We start from the raw sequence: 12,305 nt of genomic DNA, 5'->3' as shown, positions 1-12,305 counted from the left end.
GCGCCGATGGTACTGCACTCGCCAGGGTGTGGGAGAGTAGGACGCCGCCGGACACCATTCAGAAAGAGCCACCCCATCCGGGGTGGCTCTTTCTGTTTCTTGACCGAACTGTCCCCGCACCATTCGCCCGTCGAGCCGCGAGAATGACGAGTGCTGTGTCTCCAGGCGGTCTGCGTCGCCGCGAAGGCGGTGGCGTGAAGCTCTGCTTGCGCTGAAGGCGCTGATGCGGACCTCTTCTTGGTTCACCGGCGCGTGCAGGGTTCGGCGTGGGGTTGCGGGTATGTCACGGAGGCCTCGTCCGTGTGGTTGGCGGCGGCGTCCTAGAACAGGTCGGCGCCGTTGTCGGACGTCGGAGCGGCGAAGATGACCGCTCCGAGCGGCGGGATGCGCACGAGCGCGGAGTAGGGACGCCCGTAGTGGGGGTCGGGGAGCGCGTCGACGACGCCGAGGTTTCCCACACCGGACCCGCCGTACTGCGTGGAGTCGGAGTTGAAGACCTCAGTCCACCGTCCCCCGGCGGGGAGCGCGAGCCGGTAGCGCTCGTGCGGGACGCCGGCGAAGTTGACGACGACCACCACGTCGGGGGCATCGGTGCCGTGGCGGAGGTACGCGAGCGTGTTGCCGTCCGCGTCGTCGGAGTCGATCCACTCGAAACCGTCGCTCACGTGGTCGAGCTGCCAGAGCGCGGGGTGGTCGCGGTAGACGCGGTTCAGGTCGCGCAGTGCGTCGCGCACGCCGCGGTATGACTCGTCGTCGAGCGCCCACCAGGACAGGGAGGAGCCCTCGTTCCACTCGTCGGGCTGGGCGAACTCCTGACCCATGAACAGGAGCTGCTTGCCTGGGTGCGTCCACTGGTAGGCGAGCAGGCTGCGCACACCGGCGAGCTTCTGCCAGTGGTCGCCGGGCATGCGCCCGTACAGGGATCCCTTGCCGTGCACGACCTCGTCGTGGCTGATCGGCAGGATGTAGCGCTCGGAGTAGGCGTAGACCATCGAGAACGTGATCTCGCCGTGGTGGTAGCGGCGGTGCACGGGCTCCTCCGCGAGGTAGCGCAGCGTGTCGTTCATCCAGCCCATGTTCCACTTCAGGCCGAAGCCGAGGCCGTTGTGGTCGGTCGGAGCGGTGACGCCGGGCCACGCCGTGGACTCCTCGGCGATGATCATCGTCCCGGGGCTGCGGCGGTACGCGGTCGCGTTGGCCTCCTGCAGGAACGCGATCGCCTCGAGGTTCTCGCGGCCGCCGTAGCGGTTGGGCCGCCACTGACCGTCCTTGCGCGAGTAGTCGAGGTAGAGCATCGAGGCGACGGCGTCGACCCGCAGGCCGTCGACGTGGAACTCCTCGAGCCAGTACGTGGCGTTCGCGACGAGGAAGTTGCGCACCTCCGAGCGGCCGAAGTTGAAGATGTACGTGCCCCAGTCGGGCTGCTCGCCCAGGAGGGGGTCCGGGTGCTCGTACAGCGCGGTGCCGTCGAACTGGGCGAGCGCCCACTCGTCCTTGGGGAAGTGGCCGGGCACCCAGTCCATGATCACGCCGATGCCGGCGTTGTGGAGCGTGTCGACGAGGTAGCGCAGGTCGTCGGGGTGGCCGAACCGGGAGGTCGGCGCGTAGTACGAGGTCACCTGGTAGCCCCAGGAGCCGCCGAACGGGTGCTCTGCGACGGGCAGGAGCTCGACGTGCGTGAACCCGAGGTCGAGGACGTACTCGGTGAGCTGGTGCGCGAGGTCGCGGTAGGACAGACCGAGGCGCCACGAGCCGAGGTGCACCTCGTACACCGACAGCGCCTGCGTGTGCGGATCGGTCGTGGCGCGGGCCGCCATCCACGAGTCGTCGGTCCAGCGGTATGTGGACTCGACGACGACGGAGGCGGTGGCCGGCGGGACCTCGGTGCCGCGTGCCATCGGGTCGGCCTTCTGCCGCCACGACCCGTCGTGGGCCAGGATCTCGAACTTGTAGCGGCTGCCCGCGCCGACGCCGGGGACGAAGAGCTCCCAGACGCCGCTGCTGCCGAGCGAGCGCATCGCGTGGGTCGCGCCCTGCCAGTAGTTGAAGTCGCCGACGACCCGCACCGCTCGCGCGTTGGGTGCCCATACCGCGAAGGACGTGCCGTGCACCTCGTCGAGCTCGCCCGGGTACGTCTGCACGTTCGCGCCGAGCGTCTGCCAGAGCTGTTCGTGGCGCCCCTCGCGGATGAGGTGCTGGTCGAGCTCGTGCACGGTGGGAAGGAACCGGTAGGGGTCGTCGGACTCGGCGGTGTCCTGGCCGTACGTCGTCTCGACGCGGTAGTCCGGCACGTCGTTGCCTGGCAGCACCGCCACCCAGACGCCGTCCTGCTCGTGCGTCGCCGGCGTGCGGCCCGCTGCCGTGCGGATGACGACCGCATCGGCCATCGGCCGCAGCACCCGGACGGTCACCGACCCCTCGCCGCGATGAGGTCCCAGGACGTCATGCGGGTTGTACGACGCGCCGTGGGCGACGGTGCGCAGCAGGTCGGGATCGACGGGGACCGGGGGGGGATGCGGCCGGGCTCATGGTCTCTACCCAACCACTGCGGGCGCTGCGGCGCAGGTCCCGGGCCTGCGCGTCCCCGAGCTGTCACCCGCCGGACGGACGTTGACATACTTGGTTAAGCAAATAAAGTAAGCCGCGGCACCCGATGTGCTCGATGGAGAGAAGACTCGATGACCGACTACGACATCTGCGACCACGGCGCCGTGGGCGACGGCACGACGAACGACGCGCGCGCGATCCAGGCCGCGATCGACGCGTGCCACGCCGCCGGCGGCGGACGCGTCGTCGTGCCCGCCGGGAGCACCTACCTCACGGGCTCGATCGAGCTCCGCTCGCACGTCGAGCTGCACGTCGAGCGGGGAGCGGTGCTGCAGGGCTCCGGCGACCCCGCGCACTACACCGCGCGCCTCGAGGTGGGGGCGCTGTCGGCGGGCGTCGTGAACCCCGACAACGACGTCGCTCTCATGCTCATCACCGCTCGCGACTGCGAGGACGTCGCGATCACAGGCGCGGGGACGATCGACGGTGCAGGGCGGTACTTCGTCGAGGAAGACCTCGGCCACATCTACCGCTGCCCGAACCAGCGGCCGTTCACGGTGTTCCTCATCGGGGTGCGCCGGCTCGTCGTGCGCGACGTCCTGCTGCGCGACGCGGCGCTGTGGTGCCTGCGCCTGTCCGGCTGCGAGGACGTGCTCGTGCACGGCGTCACGATCGACACGGACCTGAAGTATCCCAACGCCGACGGCATCGACCTCGACCGGTGCCGCCGCGTGCGGATCAGCGACTGCGACATCTCGAGCGGCGACGACGCGATCTCGCTCAAGACGTGCGAGGAGCTCGCGGGGTACGGGCCGACCGAGGACGTCGTGATCACGAACTGCACGCTGCGGTCGACGTCGAGCGCCGTCGTCGTGGGCGTCGACGCCGTCGAGGACATCCGCAACGTGGTGGTCAGCAACTGCGTGATCCGGTCGTCGCACCGCGGCCTCGCGGTCAACCTGGGGCAGGAGGGGAGCTTCGAGAACATCCTGTTCACCGACTGCATCGTCGAGACGCGGCACTTCCAGCGCGCCTGGTGGGGGCACGGCGAACCGATCTACGTGAACGTCGGCGCGTGGCACGACACCGTGGGGCGGCTGCGCAACGTGCGGTTCCGGAACATCCTGGCGCGCTCCGAGAACGGTGCGTACCTCGCCGCGGACGCCCCGGGCCTCGCGCAGGGGATCGTGCTCGACGACGTGCGCATCGAGCTGGACCGCTGGTCGAGCTGGCCCGGTGGCGAGTACGACCGACGGCCCACCTCCGAGGGCGCGGAGGTGTACGCGCACGACACGGCGGGGATCTACCTCGACACGCTCGGCGACGTCACGCTGCGCGACTGCGAGGTCGTGTGGGCGGGGCACGACGACGCCTACGCGCACGCGGTCGAGGCGGTCGACGTCGACGGGCTCGTCGTCGAGGGGCTGCGCGGGACCGCGGCGCGCGACGGGCTGGACGCGGTCGCCGTGCGTCGACGCGGAGCCGACGAGGACCGGTACGGGCCCGACGTCGCCGAGCTGGCGCGTGCAGCCGATGTGGTGGGCGGACCCCGGTGACGCTGCCCGAGCTCACGCTCGCAGAGCTCGAGGCCTACCGGCCGGAGCTCGTCGCGCCTGCGGACTTCGACGACGTGTGGCGCGCCACGCTCGAGGACGCACGGCGCCATCCGCTCGACGTGACGCTCGAGCGGGTGGACGCGGGCCTCCCGCTCGTCGAGGTGCACGACGTACGGTTCGGCGGGTACGGAGGTGAGCGGATCGCCGCCTGGTACCTGCGGCCGGCCGGTGCGCACGGCCCGCTGCCCGTGGTCGTCGAGTACAACGGGTACGGCGGCGGGCGCGGGCTGCCGCACGAACGGCTGCTCTGGCCCGCTGCGGGATACGCCTACCTGTTCATGGACACGCGGGGCCAGGGCTCGTCGTGGGGCAGCGGCGGGGGCACGCCCGACCCGCACGGGTCCGGCCCGGCCGGACCGGGATGGATGACCCGCGGGGTGCTCGACCTCTCGACCTCCTACTTCCGCCGGCTCGTGACCGACGCGGTGCGAGCGGTCGACGCGGTGCGCACGCTCGACGGCGTCGACGCCGAGCGGGTCGTCGTGGCCGGCGCGAGCCAGGGCGGCGGCCTGGCGCTCGCGGTGGCCGGGCTCGTCGACGGGCTCGCCGCGGCGCTCGTCGACGTGCCGTTCCTGTGCCACATCCGTCGCGCGGTCGACGTGAGCGAGGTCGACCCGTACGCCGAGGTGGCCCGCTACCTCGCGGTCCACCGAGACCAGACCGACCGGGTGCTCACGACGCTCGACTACGTCGACGGGGCCCTGCACGCGGCACGCGCGACCGCTCCCGCCCTGTTCTCGGTGGCCTTGCGCGACCCCGTGTGCCCGCCGTCGACGGTGTACGCGGCTTTCCATGCGTACCGCGGTCCTGCCACGATCGTCCCGTACGCGTACAACGGGCACGAGGGCGGTCAGGCGCACCAGCAGCAGCGTCAGCTCGGATGGCTGTCGCAGGAGATATCCTGACCGACAACGTTGTCACCCGGCAGTGCTGCCGCACCCGGGATCAAGGGGCTCATCCGCCGGATGAACCACACACTGGAGGACCCGCGTGATCGCCTGGCCCGAACTTGCCACCCACCGCGACTGGCTCGCGGGCGAGCTGGCCCGCCTGCTCGCCTTCGGCCGTGAGCTGCCCGCCGACGGTGGCGGAGCGCGGTGGCTGGACGACGACGGCCACCCCGACCCGTCGCAGCCGGTGCAAACGTGGATCACCTCGCGAACCGTGCACGTGTACTCGCTCGCGACCATGCTCGGCGTGCCGGGCGCCGCAGCGATCGCCGACGCCGCGCTCGCGGGCCTGGCGGGACCGCTGCACGACGACGAGAACGGCGGCTGGTTCGCCGACGCCGGCCCGGGGCGGGAGTCCGGGCTCAAGGCGTGCTATGACCACGCCTTCGTCGTGCTCGCAGCGTCCAGCGCGACGCTCGCGGGCCGCCCCGGTGCGCGCGAGCTGCTGGACGAGGCGCTCGACGTGCTCGGCACCCGGTTCTGGGACGAGGCCGACGGCATGTGCGTCGACGGGTGGAGCAGAGACTGGGCCCACCTCGACCCGTACCGCGGGGTCAACGCGAACATGCACACCGTCGAGGCGTCGCTCGCGGCGTACGACGTCACGGGCGACAAGCTGTGGCTCGACCGCGCTCGGCGCATCTGCACGCGCGTCGTCGCAGCGGCCGCGGCGAACGAGTGGCGCATCCCCGAGCACTACGACGAGGAGTGGGTCCCGCAGCTCGAGCTCAACGCGGACCGCCCCGGCGACAAGTTCAAGCCGTACGGCGCGACGATCGGCCACGGCCTCGAGTGGGCGCGGCTGCTGCTGCACGTGGAGGCCGCGGGCGCGGACGTGCCCGGCGGGGGCCTCGAAGGCGCCACCGCGCTGTTCGACCGGGCCGTCGCGGACGGGTGGGCCGCGGACGGCGCACCGGGCTTCGTGTACACGACCGACTGGTCCGGCGCGCCCGTCGTGCACGACCGCATGCACTGGGTGGTGGCCGAGGCGACCGCGGCCGCTGCCGCCCTCTACCAGCGCAGCGAGGACGAGCGGTTCGCCGAGCTGTACGCGCAGTGGTGGGACTACGCGGTCGAGCACGTGCTCGACGTCGAGCGCGGCTCGTGGCACCACCAGCTCGACCAGGACAACGTCCCCACCGACACCGTGTGGCCCGGCAAGGCCGACCTGTACCACGCGGTGCAGTCCGTTCTCATCCCGCGCCTGCCGCTCGCGCCCGCGATCGGACGCGCCGTGGCCGACGGGCTCGTGCGATGAGCGTGCTCGTCGTCGGCGAGGCGCTCGTCGACGTGGTGCGTCGGGCCGACGGCAGCGTCGTGGAGCACCCGGGCGGCAGCCCGGCCAACGTCGCGCTCACGCTCGGCCGGCTGGGGCGTGCCCCCCGGCTGCTGACGTCGTTCGGCGACGACCCCTACGGCTCCGCGGTGCGCGGCTGGCTCGAGGAGTCGGGGGTCGACGTGCTCGTCGTGCCGTCCGAGCGCACGTCGACCGCGCAGGCCACGCTCGACGAGACCGGCGCCGCGACGTACGTCTTCGACCTGTCGTGGGACCTCGGCGACGTCGAGGTGCAGCCCGCCGAGCTGCTGCACATCGGCTCGATCTCCGCCGTCCTCGACCCGGGTGGCCGGCAGGTCGCCGAGCTCGTCGAGCGCGTGCGGCCGACGACGACCATCACCTACGACCCGAACGCGCGGCCCGCGATCATGGGCGACCGCGCCGCCGCCTACGCGCGCGTGCTCGAGCTCGTCGCGCTCGCGGACGTCGTCAAGGTCAGCGACGAGGACCTCGCGTGGTTCGAGCCCGAGCGCGGCGTGGACGACGTGGCACAGGCGTGGCTCGACCTGGGGCCGGCGGTCGTCGTGGTGACGCGCGGGGGCGACGGGGCGAGCGTCGTGCGGCCCGGGGGCACGTCGTGGGTCGCGGCACCCAAGGTCGACGTCGTCGACACCGTCGGCGCGGGGGACACGTTCATGGGTGCGCTCGTCGACGGGCTGGTCGGCGCGGGGGTCGCGGGCGACCGTGAGGCGCTGCGCGCGCTCGACGACGACACGCTCCGGACGATCCTGGAACGCTGCGCGCGTGCGGCGGCGATCACCGTGAGCCGCAGCGGGGCGAACCCGCCGTGGGCGGACGAGCTCAGCGACTGAGCAGGCGGTCCAGCCCCGCGAGCGGGATCGGGAGCCAGTCGGGCCGGTTGCGCTGCTCGTAGACGACCTCGTACAAGGTCTTGTCGAGCTCGAGCGCGCGGACGAGCTCGGCGGTGGTCGTCGGGTCGTCGTCGTGCGCGCTGCCCGCGTAGCCCGCCGTGAGAGCCGTGCGTGCGGCCGTCGTCCAGGTCAGGGCGTCGTCGCCGGCGAGCCCGCCGACGGCCGCCGCGTAGTCGAGCGACCGCAGCAGGCCGGCGAGGTCGCGCACCGCGAGGTCCGGGCGCGTGCGCTCGGCGAGCGGCGCGAGCGGCTCGCCCTCGAAGTCGGTCACGAACCAGCGGTCCTGCGCGCGCAGGACCTGCCCCAGGTGCAGGTCGCCGTGCACGCGCTGACGCGGCGGCACGGCGGGCAGCGCACGCACGCGTGCCACCACGGCGTCCACGCCGGCGGCGTGATCCGCGAGGCGCGGCACCGCGGACGTCGCCCACGCGAACCGCTGCGCGAGGCCGTCGGCGACGCGCTGCGCGCCCTCGTGCTCCACCGGGTAGGCGTCGGCGAGCGCGACATGCATCGTGGCCGTCACCGCGCCCAGGTCGCGAGCGAGGTCGTCGAAGGGCTCGCGCCGAGCCGCGTACGCGCACGCGAGCTCGAACCCGTCCTGGGCGCCCGCGACGAACGCGCTCATCGCGCCCAGGTACCCGCGGACCGGTGCGCCGTCGCGGCCGGGCCACTCGCCCTCGAGCCAGGCCAGCGGTGCCGGCACGTTGGCCCAGCCCTGCTCGACGAGCCGCCGGGGGACGTCGATGTCAGGGTTCTCGCCCGGCTGCAGCGCACGCAGGACCTTGAGGATCGCGGCGTCGCCGAGCACGACCGAGGTGTTGGACTGCTCGCCCGAGATCTGCCGCGCGGTCGCCGGGTCGGCAGCCGTCCCGGGACCGTCCGCGAGAGCGAGCCACGCGCGCAGGAAGCGGGGGTCGGCCGCGCCGTCGCGGACGTCGGCGTCGCCGAGCGTGGCCACGACGTCACCGGGGCCCTCGCCGAGCACGAGGGGGACCTGCAGCAGCGCGTCGATCGATCCCGCGCGGGCGCGCAGCAGCAGCACGAGGACGTCGTCGGCCAGACGCAGGGCACCCGTGGCCGAGACCTGCGCCTGCACGCCCTTGACCGGGAACCATCGACGCGTCGGCAGCCACGGCGCGAGGGCCTCGGCGAGCGCGTGGTCGTCCGCGGTGGGAGCCTGCGCGACGACCGTCATGCGCGTGCCTCCTCGTCGGCCGGAGCCTGCAGCGCGAGCCAGTAGAACTCGCGCGTGCCGAGCGTGAACGTCACCGCCCCGTCGGGGCCCACCGTGCCGAACGACGAGCCGCCGAACAGGTCGCGCAGCTCGTCGCCCTCGTGCCCCTGGACCGTGACGGTCGCGCGGCGCGCCGTGGACGCCAGGTTTGCGACGACCAGGAGCGTCTCGTCGCCCTCCGAGCGCGTGAACGCGAGCACCGACTCGTTGTCGCAGGCCATCGCGGTGAAGTCGCCCCGGCCCATCGCGGGGTGCTGGCGGCGCACCGAGAGCATGCCGCGGACCCAGTGCAGGAGACTCGTCGGCTGCGCGAGCTGGGCCTCGACGTTGGTGTGGCCGTAGTGGAACACCAACGACTGCACGAGCGGGAGGTAGAGCTTGCCGGGATCGGCCGTCGAGAAGCCCGCGTTGCGGTCAGGCGTCCACTGCATGGGCGTGCGCACCGCGTCCCGGTCCGGGAGCCAGATGTTGTCGCCCATGCCGATCTCGTCGCCGTAGTACAGGCACGGGCTGCCCGGCAGGGAGAGCAGCAGCGCGTGCGCGAGCTCGATCTCCTTGCGGCTGTTGTCGAGCAGCGGCGCGAGCCGACGGCGGATGCCCACGTTGGCACGCATCCGCGAGTCGGGCGCGTACCAGCCGTACATCGACGCGCGCTCCTCGGTGGAGACCATCTCGAGCGTGAGCTCGTCGTGGTTGCGCAGGAACGTGCTCCACTGACCGTGCGACGGGATGGGCGGGGTGTCGGCCAGGATGTCGACGATCGGCGCGGCCCGCTGGTCGCGGATCGAGTAGTAGATGCGCGGCATCACGGGGAAGTGGAAGCACATGTGGCACTCGGGCTCGGTCTCCGAGCCGAAGTAGTGCACGACGTCCTCGGGCCACTGGTTCGCCTCGGCGAGCATGATGCGGCCCGGGAACTCGTCGTCGATCATCGCGCGGACCTTGCGCAGGAACTCGTGCGTCTCCGGCAGGTTCTCGCAGTTGGTGCCCTCGGCCTCGAACAGGTACGGCACGGCGTCGAGGCGGAACCCGTCCACGCCCAGGCCGAGCCAGAACCGGCCGACGTCGAGCATCGCCTCGACCACGCGCGGGTTGTCGAAGTTGAGATCCGGCTGGTGGCTGAAGAACCGGTGCCAGAAGTACTGCCGCCGCACGGGGTCGAACGTCCAGTTGGACGTCTCGGTGTCGACGAAGATGATGCGCGCGTCCTGGTAGCGCGTGCTGTCGTCCGACCACACGTAGAAGTCGCCGTACGGGCCCTCGGGGTCCGAGCGCGACGCCTGGAACCACGGGTGCTGGTCGCTCGTGTGGTTCATGACGAGGTCGACCACGATGCGCATGCCGCGCGCATGCGCCTGCTGGATGAGCTCGGTGAAGTCCGCGATGCTGCCGTACTGCGCCGCGACCGCGGTGTAGTCGGCGACGTCGTAGCCGCCGTCGCGCAGCGGGCTCGGGTAGAACGGCGGGAGCCACAGGCAGTCGATCCCGAGCCACTGCAGGTAGTCGAGGCGGTCGATCAGGCCGCGCAGGTCACCGCTGCCCGCGCCCGACGAGTCCGAGAAGCAGCGCAGCATGACCTCGTAGAACACCGCGGTGCGGTACCACTGGGGGTCGTCGGACAGCCCGCCCTCGTGCAGGTCGGGGACCTTGGGCTGGCGCCCGACGGGCAGCCGGATCTGCGACGTCGTCGGCGCGGGCTCGCGCACGACGGGCAGCGCAGACGTGCGCACGGGGGGGTCGATGGTCACGGCGCCTCCAGGACGACGACGTGGCCCGGCCGCTCGGCCGGGTCCAGCCGCACGAACACGGACCGCCCCCAGGTCCAGGTCTCGTCGGTCAGCAGGTCGTGCGCGCGCACCTCGTCGGGCAGGCCCAGCGCGCCCAGGTCGATCTCGACGGTGCCCTCGCGCACCCCCCACGGGTCGAGGTTCACGACGACCAGCACGGTGTCCGCGCGGCCCGTCGGCGAGTGCTCGGCGTCGAGGTGCTTGGAGAACGCGACGGTCGCGTCGTCGCTCGTCGGGTGCACGCGCAGGTTGCGCAGCTGCTGCAGCGCAGGGTGCGCGCGCCGGATGGCGTTGAGGTTGCCCAGCAGGAGCGCGATCCCCAGGTGCTCGGCGCGAGACCAGTCGCGCGGCTTGAGCTCGTACTTCTCGTTGTCGATCTGCTCCTCCGCGCCCGGGCGCGGCACGTCCTCGACGAGCTCGTAGCCCGAGTAGATCCCCCACGTCGGGCTGCCGGTCGCGGCGAGCAGCGCGCGGACGGCGAACCCGCGCCCGCCGCTGCTCGACAGGTACGGCGGCAGGATGTCGTGCGTCGTCGGCCAGAACGAGGGCCGCATCCACGCGCCCTGCTCGCCCGAGACCTCCTCCAGGTACTCCGCGACCTCGTCCTTGGTGTTGCGCCACGTGAAGTACGTGTACGACTGGTGGAAGCCGATCTTCGCGAGCGTCTGCATCATCGCGGGGCGCGTGAACGCCTCCGACAGGAAGATCACCTCGGGGTGGTCGCGGTGCACGTCCGCGAGCAGCCACTGCCAGAAGTCGAGCGGCTTGGTGTGCGGGTTGTCGACGCGGAACAGCGTCACGCCGTGGTCGATCCACACCTGCAGCACGCGCCGCACCTCGGCGTAGATGCCCGCGGGGTCGTTGTCGAAGTTCAGCGGGTAGATGTCCTGGTACTTCTTCGGCGGGTTCTCCGCGTAGGCGATCGATCCGTCGACCCGCGTCGTGAACCACTGCGGGTGCTCGCGCACCCACGGGTGGTCCGGGCTGCACTGCAGCGCGATGTCGAGCGCGACCTCCATCCCGTGCTCGCGGGCGCGTGCGACGAACGCGTCGAAGTCGTCGAACGTGCCGAGCCCGGGCTCGATCGCGTCGTGGCCGCCGTCCGCCGAGCCGATCGCGTACGGGGAGCCCGGGTCGCCCGGCTCGGTGAGCAGCGAGTTGTTGCGGCCCTTGCGGTTGGTCGAGCCGATCGGGTGAACGGGCGTCAGGTACACGACGTCGAACCCCATCGCGGCGATGCGGGGCAGCTGCTCGGCGGCGGTGCGCAGCGTGCCGCTCACCCAGCGGCCCGTCTGCTCGTCGTACCAGGCGCCGTGCGAGCGCGGGAACAGCTCGTACCACGCGCCCGTCAGCGCGAGCGGGCGGTCGACGCGCAGCGGGTAGGCGGGCGACGAGCTGACCACGTCCCGCAGCGGCGTGCGGCCCAGCGCCGCGCGGACCTGGGGTGCGAGCGCGGCGCCGAGACGGTCCTGCGGGGACAGGTGCACGTCGCGCAGCGCCGCGACCGTGGCGCGCAGCACGTGCGCGTCGTCGTCGGGCATCGCCTCTGCCCCGCGGCGGTCCGCGGCGCGCGTGAGGAGCACGGCCCCCTCCGCGAGCATGAGCTCGACGTCGATGCCGGCCGCGACCTTGATCGACGCGTCGTGCACCCACGTCGCGTACGGGTCCGACCAGCCCTCGACCCGGAAGGACCAGTCGCCGGTGCGGTCGGCGACGAGGCGTGCCTCGAACCGGTCGAGGCCCGGCGCGACGTCCACCATCGGCGCAGTGCTGTGGTCGCGGCCGTCCGGGTCCACGAGGACGGCGGTCGCGGCGACCGCGTCGTGGCCCTCGCGGAACACGGTCGCGCGGACCGGGAACGCCTCGCCGACGACCGCCTTGGCGGGGAAGCGGCCGGCCTCGGCCACCGGGGCGACGTCGACCACAGGGATGCGACCGACGGGCGGGCCGGTCGGGGTGTCGG

Annotated in this window: 8 protein-coding genes; 4 read left to right on the top strand and 4 right to left on the bottom strand. The window is 72.3% G+C overall.

The genetic code is table 11. The features are described from left to right. Positions 1 to 320: 320 nt before the first annotated feature. Complete coding sequence (gene glgB / locus AW16_RS0116200; protein ID WP_369794805.1) at positions 321 to 2,411, bottom strand: 1,4-alpha-glucan branching protein GlgB; 2,091 nt, start codon at positions 2,409 to 2,411, stop codon at positions 321 to 323. A 267-nt stretch (positions 2,412 to 2,678) separates the two neighbouring features. Between glgB and AW16_RS0116195 the strand changes: the two genes are divergently transcribed. From AW16_RS0116195 to AW16_RS0116180, 4 genes are all read left to right on the top strand, one after another. After that, positions 2,679 to 4,103 (top strand): glycoside hydrolase family 28 protein, encoded by a 1,425-nt coding sequence (locus AW16_RS0116195; protein WP_029292087.1) that lies wholly within the window; start codon positions 2,679 to 2,681, stop codon positions 4,101 to 4,103. Beyond that, on the top strand, positions 4,100 to 5,068 hold the full coding sequence (locus tag AW16_RS0116190; RefSeq protein ID WP_197021647.1) for an acetylxylan esterase: 969 nt from the start codon (positions 4,100 to 4,102) through the stop codon (positions 5,066 to 5,068). The genes AW16_RS0116195 and AW16_RS0116190 overlap by 4 nt, the downstream gene beginning before the upstream one ends. A gap of 85 nt (positions 5,069 to 5,153) precedes the next feature. Continuing rightward, a complete protein-coding gene (locus tag AW16_RS0116185; protein ID WP_231496084.1) occupies positions 5,154 to 6,371 on the top strand; it encodes an AGE family epimerase/isomerase in 1,218 nt (405 codons plus the stop codon). Further along, the gene (locus AW16_RS0116180) at positions 6,368 to 7,261 is read left to right on the top strand and encodes a carbohydrate kinase (protein WP_029292081.1); all 894 of its coding nucleotides are present in this window, start codon (positions 6,368 to 6,370) and stop codon (positions 7,259 to 7,261) included. The genes AW16_RS0116185 and AW16_RS0116180 overlap by 4 nt, the downstream gene beginning before the upstream one ends. Here the strand turns inward: AW16_RS0116180 and AW16_RS0116175 are convergent. From AW16_RS0116175 to AW16_RS0116165, 3 genes are read right to left on the bottom strand one after another with little or no spacing between them, the layout of a single operon-like run. After that, complete coding sequence (locus tag AW16_RS0116175) at positions 7,251 to 8,516, bottom strand: phosphotransferase (RefSeq protein WP_029292079.1); 1,266 nt, start codon at positions 8,514 to 8,516, stop codon at positions 7,251 to 7,253. The genes AW16_RS0116180 and AW16_RS0116175 overlap by 11 nt on opposite strands. Next, positions 8,513 to 10,285 carry a maltose alpha-D-glucosyltransferase gene (gene treS, locus AW16_RS0116170; RefSeq protein ID WP_034649720.1) on the bottom strand — a complete coding sequence of 591 codons (1,773 nt, stop codon included), beginning with the start codon at positions 10,283 to 10,285 and terminating at the stop codon, positions 8,513 to 8,515. The genes AW16_RS0116175 and treS overlap by 4 nt, the downstream gene beginning before the upstream one ends. Positions 10,286 to 10,299: 14 nt before the next feature. Next, entirely contained in the window at positions 10,300 to 12,273 is a 1,974-nt protein-coding gene (locus AW16_RS0116165) for an alpha-1,4-glucan--maltose-1-phosphate maltosyltransferase (RefSeq protein ID WP_081861747.1), read from the bottom strand. Positions 12,274 to 12,305: the final 32 nt, after the last annotated feature.

It is taken from the genome of Cellulomonas sp. HZM (genome assembly GCF_000708885.1).
Classification (GTDB): Bacteria; Actinomycetota; Actinomycetes; order Actinomycetales; family Cellulomonadaceae; genus Cellulomonas.
The sequence above is the reverse complement of the archived record's forward strand: the minus strand, read 5'-3'. Positions and strand labels throughout refer to the sequence as shown.

Coding starts and splice junctions, on each gene's coding strand:
- AW16_RS0116195 (WP_029292087.1), top strand. CDS start 2,679: ATGACCGACTACGACATCTGCGACCACGGCGCCGTGGGCGACGGCACG.
- AW16_RS0116180 (WP_029292081.1), top strand. CDS start 6,368: ATGAGCGTGCTCGTCGTCGGCGAGGCGCTCGTCGACGTGGTGCGTCGG.
- AW16_RS0116175 (WP_029292079.1), bottom strand. CDS start 8,516: ATGACGGTCGTCGCGCAGGCTCCCACCGCGGACGACCACGCGCTCGCC.